Origin of the sequence: Micromonospora sp. NPDC048871, assembly GCF_043198155.1 — a bacterium.
Classification (GTDB): domain Bacteria; phylum Actinomycetota; class Actinomycetes; order Mycobacteriales; family Micromonosporaceae; genus Micromonospora.
On record NZ_JBICUM010000009.1, the window covers coordinates 178,330 to 194,836 of the forward strand.

The window sequence follows — 16,507 nt, forward strand, 5'->3', positions numbered from 1 at the left end:
TACACCCCTCAGCTGACCGGGCCGCCGAAGGCCTCGATACGGTCGCCCTCAGCCAGCTTCACCATCGCGCGCTTGGTGTTCTTGCGCTTACCGAACCCGGTACGGGTCCGCTTGCGCTTGCCCTCGCGGTTGAGCGTGTTGACCGTCAGGACACGGACGTTGAAGATCTGCTCGATAGCGATCTTGATCGCGGTCTTGTTCGCGTCCGGGTGCACCAGGAAGGTGTACCAGTTGCGGTTCAGCTCGCTGTAGCTCTTCTCCGAGACGACCGGCGCCACGATGATGTCGCGCGGGTCGGCGATCGTGCTCACTTGCCACCCTCCTCGGTGGTCTCGGCGGGAACGCCCAGGAACTCGTCCAGGGCCTCCTTGGTGAAGACCACATCGTCGGCCACCAGCACGTCGTACGTGTTCAGCTGGCCGGCTTCGATCAGGTGCACCCGCGGCTCGTTGCGCAGCGACACCCAGTTCAGCTCGTCGACACTGCTCAGCACGACCAGCACCCGGCGGGCCTCGGTCAGCTTGGCGAGCGTGGCCAGAGCGGCCTTGGTCGACGGCTTCTCGCCCGAGACGAACGCCTCGACGACGTGCACCTGCCCGGCGCGGGCCCGGTCCGACAGGGCGCCACGCAGGGCGGCGGCCTTCATCTTCTTCGGGGTGCGCTGGCTGTAGTCGCGCGGCACCGGGCCGTGGACCACGCCACCGCCGGCGAACTGCGGCGCGCGGATCGAGCCCTGCCGGGCCCGACCGGTGCCCTTCTGCTTGTAAGGCTTCTTGCCGCCACCGGAGACTTCGCCCCGGGTCTTGGTCTTGTGGGTGCCCTGCCGGGCCGCGGCCAGCTGCGCCACCACGACCTGGTGCATCAGGGGCACGTTGGCCTGCACGTCGAAGATGTCACCGGGCAGCTCGACCGAGCCGGTCTTGGTGCCTTCGGAGTTCAAGACGTCAACCGTGCTCACTTGGCCACACCGCCCTTCTTCACCTTCGCCTTGGCCGCGGTGCGGACCAGGACCAGCGCGCCCTTCGGGCCGGGAATGGCACCGCGGACGAGCAGGAGGTTGTTCTCAGTGTCGACCGCCTGGACGGTCAGGTTCTGCACGGTGTAGCGCACGCCACCCATGCGACCCGCCATCCGGGTGCCCTTGAAGACCCGGCCCGGGGTGGCGCAGGCGCCGATGGAGCCCGGCGAGCGGTGCTTGCGCTCGACACCGTGGCTGGCCCGCAGACCGTGGAAGCCGTGCCGCTTCATCGCGCCGGCGAAGCCCTTGCCCTTGGTCTTGCCGGTGACGTCGATGGAGACGCCGGCCGGGAACTCCTCGACCGTGATCTCCTGACCGAGCGAGTAGTCCGCGGCGTCGGAGGTGCGCAGCTCGACGATGTGCCGGCGCGGCGCCACGTCAGCCTTGGCGTAGTGCCCACGCAGCGGCTTCTTGGCCTTGCGCGGGTCGATCGTGCCGTACGCCAGCTGGACCGCGGAGTAACCGTCCTTGTCGGCGTCACGAACCTGGGTGATGACGCAGGGGCCGGCCTGAACCACGGTCACCGGAACAACCTTGTTGTTGTCCCAGACCTGGGTCATGCCGAGCTTCGCGCCCAGGATCCCCTTAACTTGCCTGTCCATGTGTCCGGTCCCTACAGCTTGATCTCGATGTCGACGCCAGCCGGCAGGTCGAGGCGCATGAGCGAGTCGACCGTCTTCGGGGTCGGGTCGATGATGTCGATCAGCCGCTTGTGCGTACGCATCTCGAAGTGCTCGCGCGAGTCCTTGTACTTGTGCGGCGAGCGGATGACGCAGAAACGGTTGATCTCCGTGGGCAGCGGCACCGGGCCCGCGACCTGCGCCCCGGTGCGCGTCACCGTCTCGACGATCTTCCGAGCCGAGGAGTCGACGACCTCGTGGTCATAGGCCTTGAGCCGGATGCGGATCTTCTGTCCCGCCATGGTGGCTTCTGTTCCTTCTCTCGATGCCGCTGTGTTGCGGGTGTCCTGTACCGGCTGGTACAGACCCTATTCGCCCACCCCCGCGGTCGGGCGTGTCGCGCCCTCTGGCCTAGCTCCGCCCCGAGCTTCCGGGGCGATCTGAGACCGTGGTGGGTCCAGGCGCCGATCGCACTACCGCGACCTGAACGCCGCGCGAGGGTGGTTGACGGACGGGCCGCCAACCACCCCACGCCCGACTGCTCTGCCTACCCGGAGGTTCGACGTGAGTCGAACACGGGCAGCGAACTGTCGTTACGCAACCTGACTAGTATGCCGCACGACCGGCGGCGGGTCTAATCGGGGTTACCTAGCTCACTTGATGATCTTGGTGACGCGACCAGCGCCGACCGTACGGCCACCCTCCCGGATCGCGAACTTGAGGTTTTCCTCCATCGCGATGGGCTGGATCAGCTTCACGGTCATCGTGGTGTTGTCGCCCGGCATGACCATCTCGGTGCCCTCGGGAAGGGTGACGACACCGGTGACGTCCGTGGTCCGGAAGTAGAACTGCGGACGGTAGTTCTGGAAGAACGGGGTGTGCCGGCCGCCCTCCTCCTTGGAGAGGATGTAGACCGTCGCCTCGAACTCGGTGTGCGGGGTCGTGGTGCCCGGCTTGACGACCACCATGCCGCGCTCGACGTCCTCGCGCTTGATGCCACGCAGCAGCAGACCGACGTTCTCGCCCGCGCGGGCCTCGTCGAGCAGCTTGCGGAACATCTCGATGCCGGTGCAGACCGTCTTCTGCGACTTCTCGCGGATACCGACGATCTCCACCTCCTCGTTCGGCTTGAGGATGCCGCGCTCCGCGCGACCGGTGACGACGGTGCCACGACCGGTGATCGTGAAGACGTCCTCGATCGGCATCAGGAACGGCTTCTCGGTCTCGCGCTCCGGCTGCGGGATCGCGGTGTCGACAGCGTTCATCAGCTCCAGCAGGCGCCCGGTCCACTCCGGGTCGCCCTCCAGGGCCTTGAGCGCCGAGACCCGCACGACCGGCAGGTCGTCGCCCGGGTACTCCTGCGACGAGAGCAGCTCACGAACCTCGAGCTCGACGAGCTCCAGCAGCTCCTCGTCGTCGACCATGTCGCTCTTGTTGAGCGCCACGACGATGTACGGCACGCCGACCTGGCGGGCCAGCAGCACGTGCTCGCGGGTCTGCGGCATCGGGCCGTCGGTCGCGGCGACCACCAGGATCGCGCCGTCCATCTGGGCGGCACCGGTGATCATGTTCTTGATGTAGTCGGCGTGACCGGGGCAGTCGACGTGCGCGTAGTGCCGCGCCTCGGTCTGGTACTCGACGTGCGCGATCGAGATCGTGATGCCGCGGGCCTTCTCCTCCGGCGCCTTGTCGATCTCGTCGAACGGCGTGTACGGGTTCAGGTCCGGGTACTGGTCGTGCAGGACCTTGGTGATGGCCGCCGTCAGCGTCGTCTTACCGTGGTCGATGTGACCAATGGTGCCGATGTTGACGTGCGGCTTAGTCCGCTCGAACTTCGCCTTCGCCACTGGTGTCCTCCTGTGGACTTCTTGGTTCGTTCGCCCCGGTACGCCACGAGTGGCGCTTAGGACTCTGTCGACAGCCTTTCCGGCCAGACGGCCGGGAAGCTTTTGTGGGCTCTGCGGCGATGAAGCCTACAGGCCCGGAATTCACCCAATCCGACCGAGGTGGTCGCGGTCGGGGAAACCTCCCGCGACCACCGTCGGATCAGCTCAGGCGGACGTCACTCACCCGTCGCCTTGGCGATGATCTCCTTGGCCACCGAGGCCGGAACCTCGGCGTAGGAGTCGAACTGCATGCTGTAGCTAGCCCGGCCCTGGGTCTTCGACCGCAGGTCGCCGACGTAGCCGAACATCTCCGACAGCGGCACCAGAGCCCGGACGACGCGGGCGCCGCTGCGCTCCTCCATCGCCTGGATGATGCCACGGCGGGAGTTGAGGTCGCCGATGACGTCACCCATGTTCTCCTCAGGAGTGGTGACCTCAACAGCCATCATCGGCTCGAGCAGCGCGGGATCGGCCTTGCGGGCCGCGTCCTTCATCACCATCGAACCGGCGATCTTGAACGCCATTTCCGACGAGTCGACCTCGTGGTACTGCCCGTCCAGCAGCGTCAGCTTGACGCCCACCAGCGGGAAGCCGGCCAGGATGCCGTACTGCATGGCGTCCTGCGCACCCGCGTCCACCGAGGGGATGAACTCCCGGGGGATACGGCCACCGGTGACCGCGTTGGCGAACTCGTAGGTCGGGGCGTCGTTGCCCAGCGGCAGCGGCTCCAGGCTGACGATCACCCGGGCGTACTGGCCGGAACCACCGGTCTGCTTCTTGTGGGTGTACTCGACCTTCTCCACCTTGCGGCGGATGGTCTCGCGGTACGCCACCTGCGGCTTACCGATGTTCGCCTCGACGTTGAACTCGCGGCGCATCCGGTCGACCAGGATGTCCAGGTGCAGCTCGCCCATGCCGGAGATGACCGTCTGACCGGTCTGGTCGTCCAGCTTGACGCGGAAGGTCGGGTCCTCCTCGGCCAGCCGCTGGATGGCGGTGCTGAGCTTCTCCTGGTCGGCCTTGGTCTTCGGCTCGATGGCCACCTCGATGACCGGCTCCGGGAAGGTCATCGACTCCAGGATCACCGGGTTCGCCGGGTCGCACAGGGTGTCACCGGTGGTGGTCTGCTTCAGACCCTGCACCGCGATGATGTCGCCGGCCTTCGCGGTGCTGCGCTCTTCCCGCTTGTTGGCGTGCATCTGGTAGATCTTGCCGATCCGCTCCTTGCGGTCCTTGGTGGAGTTGACCACCTGGGAGCCGGACTCAAGGGTGCCGGAGTAGATCCGCACGTAGGTGAGCTTGCCGAGGTGCTTGTCCGTCTGGATCTTGAAGGCCAGGCCGGAGAAGGGCTCGGAGACCGAGGGCTTGCGCTGCAACGGGGTCTCGCCGTCGGTGGCCGTACCCTCGATCGCCGGGATGTCCAGCGGCGAGGGCAGGTACGCGACGACCGCGTCCAGCATCGGCTGGATGCCCTTGTTCTTGAAGGCGGTACCGGTGAAGACCGGGTTGGCCTTGCCGGCGATGGTGGCCCGACGGATGGCGGCCTTGACCTCCTCGACGGAGATCTCCTCGCCCTCCAGGTACTTCTCCATCACCGCGTCGTCGACGTCGGCCAGGGTCTCCATCAGCTTCTCGCGCCACTCGGCAGCGGAGTCAGCCAGGTCGGCCGGGATCTCCTCGACCGCGTAGTCCTCACCCTTCTGGGTCTCGCCACGCCAGGTGAGGGCGCGCATCTCGACCAGGTCGACCACGCCGATGAAGTCACTCTCGGCGCCGATCGGGATCTGGAGCACCAGCGGAGTGGCGTTCAGCCGGTCGATCATCATCTGCACGCAGCGGAAGAAGTCCGCGCCGGTGCGGTCGAGCTTGTTGACGAAACACATCCGGGGGACGTTGTACTTGTCCGCCTGACGCCAGACGTTCTCCGTCTGCGGCTCCACGCCGGCCACACCGTCGTAGACCGCGACCGCACCATCCAGCACCCGAAGCGACCGCTCCACCTCGACCGTGAAGTCGACGTGGCCGGGCGTGTCGATGATCTGGATCGTATGGCCCTTCCACTCGCACTTCGTGGCGGCGGAAGTGATGGTGATACCGCGCTCCTGCTCCTGCTCCATCCAGTCCATGACGGCGCCGCCCTCATGAACCTCACCGATCTTGTACGTGATACCGGTGTAGAACAGGATCCGCTCGGTGGTAGTGGTCTTACCGGCATCGATGTGCGCCATGATGCCGATGTTGCGTACGTTGGCGAGCGCGTCTGCGGCGGCCACTTCAATCCCTACTTATCGTCGTCCCGACACAACTGGCGGCGGTCCCGGCGCCGGTAGGCGCCGGGACCTCAGGTGTTACCAGCGGTAGTGCGCGAAGGCCTTGTTGGACTCCGCCATCTTGTGGGTGTCCTCACGCCGCTTGACGGCGGCGCCGAGGCCGTTGCTCGCGTCCAGCAGCTCGTTCATCAGTCGCTCGACCATGGTCTTCTCGCGGCGGGCGCGGGAGTAGGTGACCAGCCAGCGCAGGCCCAGGGTGGTGGCCCGGGCCGGACGGACCTCGACCGGAACCTGGTAGGTCGCGCCACCGACACGGCGGCTGCGGACCTCGAGGGTCGGCTTGACGTTGTCCATCGCGCGCTTGAGGGTGACGACCGGATCGGTGCCACTCTTCTCGCGGCAGCCCTCCAGGGCGGCGTAGACGATGCGCTCGGCGAGCTGACGCTTGCCGCGGAGCAGGATCTTGTTTACCAGCTGGGTGACCAGCGGCGAGTTGTACACCGGGTCAGCGACCAGCGGCTTACGCGGGGCAGGTCCCTTACGCGGCATGTCAGCTCTTCTCCTTCTTCGCGCCGTAACGGCTGCGCGCCTGCTTGCGGTTGCGGACACCCTGGGTGTCCAGCGAGCCGCGGACGATCTTGTAACGCACGCCGGGGAGGTCCTTCACACGGCCACCGCGGACGAGCACGATCGAGTGCTCCTGCAGGTTGTGCCCGACGCCCGGGATGTAGGCGGTCACCTCGACCTGGCTGCTGAGCTTGACACGAGCAACCTTGCGCAGCGCCGAGTTCGGCTTCTTCGGGGTGGTGGTGTACACGCGGGTGCACACGCCGCGCCGCTGAGGGGAACCCTTCAGCGCCGGGGTCTTGGTCTTGGTGGTCTTCGCCTGGCGGCCCTTTCGGACCAGCTGTTGGATCGTGGGCACCGGGTTTCTCCGCTCCCTTCGGCCGCTGTCGCGACCGCGCCGTCTGTCGTAGCCGACCTGATGACCGGCTCTCCTACATTCCGACCAGGGCCACCTCACGGAGGTCCCGGCACCCGCGGTCGGGCGTGTCGCCCGATCACGGTCCCGGTTCCGCGCGGATGAAGCGCAGCCCCGGGGTCTGTCACCGGCACACGGAGGCCCGTACGCCGGATCTTTGGCTCAGTCGTGGCGCCTTCCGGAAACCGGAGGCCGGATCCAGCGCACGCACGATTTGCCCAGGCGAGCCCGGGCACAAGGGGAAAGAGTACCTACCACAGCCGTGCAGGTCAAAACGGGAGACCTGCCGAACTTCTCACCGCTCGGCTATCGGCTCCGTCGCTCCGCCCGCCCGTGATGGGCACCTACGACGCCAAGTGTACCGGCTCCACCGGAAACCACCCGCCGACCCCCGAGCCCGACCACACCCGCCCGCCGCCCGGGTCGGCCGGCCCGGTCAGGCCAGGGTCATCAGCAGGGCCAGACCCACGCCCAGCAGGCTCAACAGCAGTCCGGCACCGCCGCAGCTGACCCCGGCGATGGCCAGACCCCGGCCGGTGAACCGCACCCCCGGCGGGGGCGCCGGTCGACGGATCTGCCGCATGCCCAGCAGGCCGGCGACGAGGGCACCGGCCCCGGTCAGGCCGCCCAGAGTGGCGAAGGAGCCGGCGGCCCAGACCCCGTTCAGCCCACCCCCCACCCCACCCACGCAGAGGACCAGGAAAGACACCAGGATGGAGACGATGCCCGCGACCAGCGAGCCGACCGCCAGGCCCGAGGTGACCGGCGGCACATCCAGGTGCACCATGGCGAAGGGGGTGCCCGGTACGGGCTCCACCCGACTCGGCGGCCGGGGCCGTTCCTGCGGTGGCGGAACGACAGCACCCCGCCCTGCCGCGGCACCCCAGCCCGCCGGCGCACCGGCACCGGGCCCACCCGGCGGTGGCCCACCCGGCGCGGACGGGAACGGGGCCGGCGGGGACGGGGCGTACCCGGCGGGTTGGTTCGCCGCCCAAGGCCCCGGTGGCGCCCACCGGGGCGGTTCGGGTGTCTCAGGCCCCGGAGGCCCGGCGGCGGGCTGAGCGGGTTCGCCGCTCTCGGGACGCGCCGGTTCCGTCACGGGGATCCTCCTCATCGACCGCGTCCACCGCCGCGCGGTGGACACCGTCAGGCTACCGTCGCCGATCAGCCCCCCGGTGCCGGAGACGGCGGCACCCCAGCCGAGCGCCCGCCCCGGTGCGGACCTCAGTCCACGTTCGGTGCGAAATCCTGACCGTAGGGCGCCTCGGCGAGCCGGATCACGCCGATCACCACCAGCACGACCACACTCACCGCGACCAGCATCAGGCCCGTCCAGGCCAGGCTCTCCCCCCGCCGCAGCCAGGCCGCGCCGGTGAGAAAACCCCCTGAGGCGTACGCCTCACGGCGGGCCTGCCGGGCCAACTGGAGGGCGATCGTGGCCGGTACCACTCCCCCGATGAACAGCCCGGTCAACGCACCCATCAGGCCGAGCGCGAAGACGGCCCGTGCCTTCGTGGCCCGAACCGGGTCCGGGTCCAGTGGATGCCGTGGAGGCCCGGGCAGTGAAGCGACCGGCATCGGTCCGGCGGCGGTCGTCATGGCTCCATCATGCCGTGCCCGAAGCGAATCGGGAGGACCACCGACGACGAGGCCCCCGGCGGATGCCGGGGGCCTCGTCGGTGCAGCGGATATTAGCGGTACGACCCGAAGTCGAAGTCGTCCAGCGGAACCGCCTGGCCGCTGGCCGGCCCGAAGCCGTAGTCGGTCTCCGGGTATCCGGTCATCGAGTAGACCTTGGCCTTGGCCTCCTCGGTCGGCTCGACCCGGACGTTGCGGTACTTGCTGATGCCGGTACCGGCCGGGATGAGCTTACCGATGATCACGTTCTCCTTGAGACCGATCAGCGAGTCGCTGCGGGCGTGGATCGCCGCGTCGGTCAGCACCCGGGTGGTCTCCTGGAAGGAGGCCGCCGAGAGCCAGGAGTCGGTGGCCAGCGAGGCCTTGGTGATACCCATCAGCACCGGACGTCCGGCTGCGGGCTCGCCGCCCTCGCCGACGAGCCGGCGGTTCTCCGACTCGAACAGCGCCCGGTCGACCAGCACACCCGGCAGGAACTCGGTCGAGCCGGAGTCGATGACCGTCACCCGCTTGAGCATCTGGCGGATGATGATCTCGATGTGCTTGTCGTGGATGAGCACACCCTGCGAGCGGTAGACCTCCTGGACCTCCTGGGTCAGGTGGACCTGGACCGCGCGCGGGCCGAGGATGCGCAGCAGCTCGTGCGGGTCGATGGTGCCCTCGGTGAGCTTCTCGCCGACCTCGACGTGGTCGCCGTCGTGCGCCCGCAGCCGGACCCGCTTCGAGATCTTGTCGTACACGATCTCGTCGCTGCCGTCGTCCGGGATCACGACGATCTTGCGCGACCGCTCGCCGTCCTCGATCCGGATCCGGCCGGGGGTGTCGGCGATCGGCGCCTTGCCCTTCGGGATCCGGGCCTCGAAGATCTCCTGGACACGGGGCAGACCCTGGGTGATGTCCTCACCCGCGACACCACCGGTGTGGAAGGTACGCATCGTCAGCTGGGTACCCGGCTCACCGATCGACTGGGCGGCGATGATGCCGACCGCCTCGCCGACGTCCACGATCTTGCCGGTCGGCAGCGAGCGGCCGTAGCACGCACCACAGACGCCCAGCTTCGACTCGCAGGTGAGCACGCTGCGCACCCGGACGGTCTCCACCCCGGCGGCGACGATCTTGTCGACCAGGATCGAGTTGATGTCCGAGCCCCGCTCGGCGACGACGGTGCCGTCCGGCCCCTTGATGTCGTCGGCCAGGGTACGGGCGTGCACGCTGGTCTCCGCGTGCTCGTGCACCACCAGCCGGCCGTCGAGCTGCTGACCGATCTGCATCGGGATGGCCCGGTCGGTACCGCAGTCCTCCTCGCGGATGATGACGTCCTGCGAGACGTCCACCAGACGACGGGTCAGGTAACCCGAGTCGGCGGTACGCAGGGCGGTGTCCGCGAGACCCTTACGGGCACCGTGGGTGGAGATGAAGTACTCCAGCACGGACAGACCCTCCCGGTAGCTGGCCTTGATCGGCCGCGGGATGATCTCACCCTTCGGGTTGGCCACCAGACCACGGATCGCCGCGATCTGCCGGAGCTGGAGCAGGTTACCGCGAGCACCCGAGTTGATCATCTTCCACAGTGGGTTCTCCTGCGGCAGCGCGGTGTCCATCTCCTTGGCGACCTCGTTGGTCGCCTTGGTCCAGATCTCGATGAGCTCGCCGCGACGCTCCTCGGCGGTCATCAGACCACGCTGGTACTGCTTGTCGATCCGGTCGGCTTCCTTCTCGTACTTCTCCAGGATCTCCCGCTTGCGCGGCGGAGCGATGACGTCCTCCATGCCGATGGTCACGCCGGACCAGGTGGCCCAGTGGAAACCGGCCTCCTTGAGCCCGTCGAGGGTGGCCGCCAGGGCCACCTTCGGGAACCGCTCGGCGAGGTCGTTGACGATCGCGGAGAGCTGACCCTTGCGGATCTCGTAGTTCACGTACCGGTAGCCCTGCGGCAGGGTCTCGTTGAACAGCACCCGGCCCAGGGTGGTCTCCACCGTCAGCGGCTGACCCGGGGTCCAGTCCTCCGGCGGGGTCCACGGCTGCCCACCAGCGCCGTTGTCGACCTCGACCACACCCTGCAGCCGGATCTTGACCGGTGCCTGGAGGTGCAGCTCGCCGTTGTCGTACGCCATCCGCGCCTCGGCGTCCGAGCTGAACGCCCGGCCCTCGCCCCGCTCACCGGTGGTGAGGTGGGTGAGGTGGTACAGGCCGATGACCATGTCCTGGGTGGGCATGGTGACCGGCTTGCCGTCGGCCGGCTTGAGGATGTTGTTCGACGACAGCATCAGGATCCGCGCCTCGGCCTGGGCCTCGGCGGACAGCGGCACGTGCACCGCCATCTGGTCACCGTCGAAGTCGGCGTTGAACGCGGTGCAGACCAGCGGGTGGATCTGGATGGCCTTGCCCTCGACCAGCTGCGGCTCGAAGGCCTGGATGCCCAGTCGGTGCAGGGTCGGTGCGCGGTTGAGCAGCACCGGGTGCTCGCCGATGACCTCTTCCAGCACGTCCCACACGACCGGCCGCTGCCGCTCGACCATCCGCTTGGCGGACTTGATGTTCTGGGCGTGGTTGAGGTCGACCAGCCGCTTCATCACGAACGGCTTGAACAGCTCCAGCGCCATCTGCTTGGGCAGGCCGCACTGGTGCAGCTTGAGCTTCGGGCCGACCACGATGACCGAACGGCCGGAGTAGTCGACGCGCTTGCCCAGCAGGTTCTGACGGAACCGGCCCTGCTTGCCCTTGAGCATGTCGGACAGCGACTTCAGCGGACGGTTACCCGGACCGGTGACCGGCCGGCCCCGACGGCCGTTGTCGAACAGCGCGTCGACGGCCTCCTGGAGCATCCGCTTCTCGTTGTTGACGATGATCTCGGGGGCGCCGAGGTCGATCAGTCGCTTGAGCCGGTTGTTCCGGTTGATCACCCGGCGGTACAGGTCGTTCAGGTCGCTGGTAGCGAACCGGCCACCGTCGAGCTGCACCATCGGACGCAGGTCCGGCGGGATCACCGGTACGCAGTCCAGCACCATGCCCAGCGGCGAGTTGCGGGTGTTCTGGAACGCCGCCACGACCTTCAGCCGCTTGAGCGCCCGGATCTTCCGCTGACCCTTACCGGTACGGATGGTCTCCCGCAGGCTCTCCGCCTCGGCGTCGAGGTCCATGTTCTGCACCAGGGCCTTGATCGCCTCGGCGCCCATGCCACCGGTGAAGTACTCGCCGAAGCGGTCCCGCAGCTCGCGGTAGAGCAGCTCGTCGGTGACCAGCTGCTTCGGCTCCAGCTTGCGGAAGGTGTCCAGCACCTCGTCCAGGCGGTCGATCTCGCGCTGGGCCCGGTCGCGGATCTGGCGCATCTCGCGCTCTCCGCCCTCCTTGACCTTGCGCCGGACGTCCGCCTTCGCGCCCTCGGCCTCCAGCTCGGCCAGGTCGGCCTCCAGCTTGGCGGCCCGCTTCTCGATCTCCGAGTCGCGGCTGTTCTCCGACTGCCGCTTCTCGGCCAGGATCTCGTTCTCGATGGTCGAGAGGTCACGGTGACGCGACTCGGCGTCAACGCTCGTCACGACGTACGAGGCGAAGTAGATGATCTTCTCGAGGTCCTTCGGGGCGAGGTCCAGCAGGTAACCCAGCCGGCTCGGCACACCCTTGAAGTACCAGATGTGGGTCACCGGGGCGGCCAGCTCGATGTGGCCCATCCGCTCCCGGCGGACCTTCGAGCGGGTCACCTCGACGCCGCAGCGCTCACAGATGATGCCCTTGAAGCGGACCCGCTTGTACTTACCGCAGTAGCACTCCCAGTCCCGCTGCGGACCGAAGATCTTCTCGCAGAAGAGCCCGTCCTTCTCCGGCTTGAGGGTGCGGTAGTTGATCGTCTCGGGCTTCTTGACCTCACCGTGCGACCACTGACGGATGTCGTCCGCAGTCGCAAGGCCGATGCGCAGCTCGTCGAAGAAGTTGACGTCGAGCACGTTATATCCCTCGTGTCGTGTCTGATCTGTAGCTAGCCCTCGGCGGGGTTGGGGGCCGGTCGACTCGCGTCGGGATCAAGCCTGACCGCCCAGAGCGAACCGGACGGCCCCCAACCTCCCCAATCACACCTCTTCGACCGAGCTCGGCTCACGCCGGGACAGGTCGATGCCGAGTTCCTCCGCGGCGCGGAACACCTCGTCGTCGGTCTCGCGCATCTCCAGGGCCACGCCGTCGCTGGAGAGCACCTCAACATTGAGGCACAGCGACTGGAGCTCCTTGAGCAGCACCTTGAACGACTCCGGGATGCCCGGCTCGGGGATATTCTCGCCCTTGACGATGGCCTCGTAGACCTTGACCCGACCGAGGACGTCGTCGGACTTGATCGTCAACAGCTCCTGCAGGGCGTACGCGGCACCGTAGGCCTGCATGGCCCAGCACTCCATCTCACCGAAGCGCTGGCCACCGAACTGCGCCTTACCACCCAGCGGCTGCTGAGTGATCATCGAGTACGGACCGGTCGACCGAGCGTGGATCTTGTCGTCGACCAGGTGGTTGAGCTTCAGGATGTAGATGTAGCCGACCGCGATCGGGTCCGGCAGCGGCTCGCCGGAGCGACCGTCGAACAGCTGCGCCTTGCCGGTGGCACCGATCAGCTGCTTGCCGTCCCGGTTGGGCAGGGTCGAGGCGAGCAGACCGGAGATCTCCTCCTCGCGGGCACCGTCGAAGACCGGAGTGGCCACGTTGGTGTCCGGCTCCGAGGAGTCCGCGCCGATGCTCTGCAGCTGACGCTTCCACTCGGCGTCGTCGCCCTCGACCTTCCAACCGGTCTTGGCCACCCAGCCCAGGTGGGTCTCCAGCACCTGCCCGATGTTCATCCGGCTGGGTACACCCAGCGGGTTGAGCACGATGTCGACCGGGGTGCCGTCCTCCAGGAACGGCATGTCCTCGACCGGCAGGATCTTGGAGATGACGCCCTTGTTGCCGTGCCGGCCGGCGAGCTTGTCGCCGTCCTGGATCTTCCGCTTCTGGGCGACGTAGACCCGCACCAGCTCGTTGACGCCCGGCGGCAACTCGTCGCCGTCCTCGCGGGAGAAGGTACGCACACCGATGACCGTGCCGGTCTCGCCGTGCGGCACCTTCAGCGAGGTGTCCCGGACCTCACGCGCCTTCTCACCGAAGATCGCGCGCAGCAGCCGCTCCTCCGGGGTCAGCTCGGTCTCACCCTTCGGGGTGACCTTGCCGACCAGGATGTCGCCGGGAACGACCTCGGCGCCGATCCGGATGATGCCGCGCTCGTCGAGGTCGGCGAGCATCTCCTCGCTGACGTTCGGGATGTCGCGGGTGATCTCCTCCGGGCCGAGCTTGGTGTCCCGGGCGTCGACCTCGTGCTCCTCGATGTGGATCGAGGTGAGCACGTCCTGCTGCACGAGGCGCTGCGACAGGATGATCGCGTCCTCGTAGTTGTGGCCCTCCCAGCACATGAACGCCACGAGCAGGTTGCGCCCGAGCGCCATCTCACCTTCGTCGGTGCACGGACCGTCGGCGATGACCTGGCCGGCCTCGACCCGGTCGCCCTCGAAGACCACCGGCTTCTGGTTGACGCAGGAGCCGGCGTTGGAGCGGCGGAACTTGTGCAGCAGGTAGGTACGGCGGTGGCCGTCGTCCTGGTGGACGGTGATGTAGTCGGCGCAGAGGTCCTCGACCACCCCGCCGACCTCGGCCACGACCACGTCACCGGCGTCGACGGCGGCACGGTACTCCATGCCGGTGCCGACGAGCGGGGACTCGGCCTTGACCAGCGGCACCGCCTGGCGCTGCATGTTCGCGCCCATCAGGGCCCGGTTGGCGTCGTCATGCTCCAGGAACGGGATCATCGCGGTCGCGACCGAGGTCATCTGCCGCGGCGACACGTCCATGTAGTCCACGGCCGCCGGGGGTACGTCCTCGGTCTCGCCGCCCTTACGACGGACCAGGACCCGGTCCTCGGCGAAGGTGCCGTCGGCCCGCAGCGGCGCGTTGGCCTGCGCCTTAACGAACCGGTCCTCCTCGTCCGCGGTCAGGTAGTCGATCTGGTCGGTGACCCGACCGTCGACGACCTTCCGGTACGGCGTCTCGATGAAGCCGAACGGGTTGACCCGGGCGAAGGTGGACAGGGCGCCGATCAGACCGATGTTCGGGCCTTCCGGCGTCTCGATCGGGCACATCCGGCCGTAGTGGGACGGGTGCACGTCACGGACCTCGAAGCCGGCCCGCTCCCGGGACAGACCACCCGGGCCGAGCGCGCTCAGCCGGCGCCGGTGGGTCAGACCCGCCAGCGGGTTGGTCTGGTCCATGAACTGGGACAGCTGCGAGGTGCCGAAGAACTCCCGGATCGCGGCCACCACCGGGCGGATGTTGATCAGGGTCTGCGGCGTGATCGCCTCGACGTCCTGAGTCGTCATCCGCTCGCGGACCACCCGCTCCATCCGGGAGAGGCCGACCCGAACCTGGTTCTGGATCAGCTCACCCACGGTACGCAGCCGCCGGTTGCCGAAGTGGTCGATGTCGTCGGCCTCGTAGCCCTCCTCACCGGCGTGCAGCCGGCAGAGGTACTCCACGGTGGCGACGATGTCGTCCTCGGTCAGGGTGCCGGTGGTGATCGGCACGCTCAGCTCGAGCTTCTTGTTGAACTTGTACCGACCGACCTTGGCTACGTCGTACCTCTTCGGGTTGAAGAAGAGGTTGTCGAGCAGGGTCTGGGCGTTCTCGCGGGTCGGCGGCTCGCCAGGGCGCAGCTTCCGGTAGATGTCGAGTAGCGCCTCGTCCTGGCCGGCGATGTGGTCCTTCTCGAGCGTGGTCATCATCAGCTCGGACCAGCCGAACTTCTCACGGATCCGCTCGGCCGACCATCCGATGGCCTTGAGCAGCACGGTGACGGCCTGCCGACGCTTACGGTCGATGCGGACGCCGACCGTGTCGCGCTTGTCGATGTCGAACTCCAGCCAGGCACCCCGACTCGGGATGACCTTGACGCTGGAGAGGTCGCGGTCGGAGGTCTTGTCCGGCTGCTTGTCGAAGTAGACGCCCGGGGAACGGACGAGCTGGCTGACCACCACCCGCTCGGTGCCGTTGATGATGAAGGTGCCCTTCGGCGTCATCATCGGGAAGTCACCCATGAACACCGTCTGGCTCTTGATCTCGCCGGTGGTGTTGTTGGTGAACTCTGCGGTCACGAACAGTGGCGCGCAGTAGGTGAGGTCCTTCTCCTTGCACTCCTCGATCGAGGCCTTGACCTCGTCGAAGCGCGGGGCGGAGAAGGACAGCGACATGGTGCCGGAAAAGTCCTCAATGGGACTGATCTCGTCGAGAATTTCCGCGAGACCCGAGCGTGCGTGCGGGTCGTCCGCCGACCGGCCCTGCCAAGCCTCGTTGCCGACGAGCCAGTCGAAGGACTCGTTCTGAATGGCGAGGAGGTTGGGGACCTCGAGGTGTTCGGTGATCCGGCCGAAGGAAACTCGGCGGGGAGCGAATGCGCTCGACGTACGACTGGTCTTCGCAGGGCGGGAAGCTGCCAAGATGCGTCCTTCCGAGGACCGGTGCTGCAGAACGGCTGGTACGCGTGCACTCCAATGACCCCACCAGAAAATATCCATAACCGGACATTTCCGAGCAGGGGTCAAGTCGGAAGGCAGCGCAAACTAGCAGTGTAGCCGAGAGGCTAACCGCTGTCCAGCCCATCCCGCAGGACGTCGCGGAACTGGTCTCGGGACCCTTGGATCGGGTCGTACCGGACCGCTCGGAACGCAACGTTCCCGCCGGGCCGCTCAGGTGCCCGCGGCAGTTGGTGCTGCCGCTGATCTACCCACGCAGTGGCCGTCGCAAGCGCGGAAGGTCTTGCTATGTCAGCGTGCCTGTCAGCCCATGGTCGCGTCAAGGGCCGAGATTGCCATCCGCTGCTCTTTCCCACCGTAGGGCCGGCCCTCCGCAGGGGTCAACGGATCCCCACGGCCTGCTCATGCCCGCTGCGCCTTGCGTCCACCAGCACGGCGGGGGGGGGGGCGGGGGGGAGGGGTGGGGCGCCCCCCCCCCCCGGGGGGAGCCGCCGCCCCCACCGCGGGGGGGCCACACGGGGGGAGAAGGAGATTTAAGGTTGATAGTGGGCCCACCACCCA

12 protein-coding genes are annotated in these 16,507 nt (G+C 67.6%); all 12 read right to left on the minus strand.

All coding sequences use genetic code 11. The features are described 5' to 3' along the window. Positions 1-8: 8 nt before the first annotated feature. A complete protein-coding gene (gene rplW, locus ACGFIK_RS20515; RefSeq protein WP_013735952.1) occupies positions 9-311 on the minus strand; it encodes a 50S ribosomal protein L23 in 303 nt (100 codons plus the stop codon). Beyond that, positions 308-958: a 50S ribosomal protein L4 gene (gene rplD / locus ACGFIK_RS20520; protein ID WP_327024031.1), complete on the minus strand. Its 651-nt coding sequence runs from the start codon at positions 956-958 to the stop codon at positions 308-310. Before rplD ends, rplW begins: the two co-directional genes overlap by 4 nt. Then, a complete protein-coding gene (gene rplC / locus ACGFIK_RS20525) occupies positions 955-1,620 on the minus strand; it encodes a 50S ribosomal protein L3 (RefSeq protein ID WP_327024030.1) in 666 nt (221 codons plus the stop codon). The genes rplD and rplC overlap by 4 nt, the downstream gene beginning before the upstream one ends. An 11-nt stretch (positions 1,621-1,631) precedes the next feature. Beyond that, positions 1,632-1,940, minus strand: a complete 309-nt coding sequence (gene rpsJ / locus ACGFIK_RS20530) for a 30S ribosomal protein S10 (protein ID WP_007073037.1) — start codon at positions 1,938-1,940, stop codon at positions 1,632-1,634. A gap of 351 nt (positions 1,941-2,291) precedes the next feature. Further along, the gene (tuf, locus tag ACGFIK_RS20535) at positions 2,292-3,485 is read right to left on the minus strand and encodes an elongation factor Tu (RefSeq protein ID WP_102658909.1); all 1,194 of its coding nucleotides are present in this window, start codon (positions 3,483-3,485) and stop codon (positions 2,292-2,294) included. Between the two features lie 215 nt (positions 3,486-3,700). Then, positions 3,701-5,797, minus strand: coding sequence for an elongation factor G (fusA, locus tag ACGFIK_RS20540; protein WP_327024029.1), 2,097 nt, complete (start codon positions 5,795-5,797; stop codon positions 3,701-3,703). 75 nt (positions 5,798-5,872) lie between these two features. Beyond that, complete coding sequence (rpsG, locus tag ACGFIK_RS20545; RefSeq protein WP_013735957.1) at positions 5,873-6,343, minus strand: 30S ribosomal protein S7; 471 nt, start codon at positions 6,341-6,343, stop codon at positions 5,873-5,875. A 1-nt stretch (position 6,344) separates the two neighbouring features. After that, on the minus strand, positions 6,345-6,719 hold the full coding sequence (gene rpsL / locus ACGFIK_RS20550; protein WP_013735958.1) for a 30S ribosomal protein S12: 375 nt from the start codon (positions 6,717-6,719) through the stop codon (positions 6,345-6,347). Positions 6,720-7,212: 493 nt separating this feature from the next. Next, complete coding sequence (locus ACGFIK_RS20555; RefSeq protein ID WP_327024028.1) at positions 7,213-7,593, minus strand: hypothetical protein; 381 nt, start codon at positions 7,591-7,593, stop codon at positions 7,213-7,215. Positions 7,594-8,000: 407 nt separating this feature from the next. Beyond that, positions 8,001-8,375, minus strand: coding sequence for a hypothetical protein (locus tag ACGFIK_RS20560; protein ID WP_327024027.1), 375 nt, complete (start codon positions 8,373-8,375; stop codon positions 8,001-8,003). A gap of 92 nt (positions 8,376-8,467) precedes the next feature. Further along, entirely contained in the window at positions 8,468-12,355 is a 3,888-nt protein-coding gene (locus ACGFIK_RS20565; protein WP_327024026.1) for a DNA-directed RNA polymerase subunit beta', read from the minus strand. A gap of 123 nt (positions 12,356-12,478) precedes the next feature. Then, on the minus strand, positions 12,479-15,910 hold the full coding sequence (locus tag ACGFIK_RS20570; protein ID WP_327024025.1) for a DNA-directed RNA polymerase subunit beta: 3,432 nt from the start codon (positions 15,908-15,910) through the stop codon (positions 12,479-12,481). Positions 15,911-16,507: the final 597 nt, after the last annotated feature.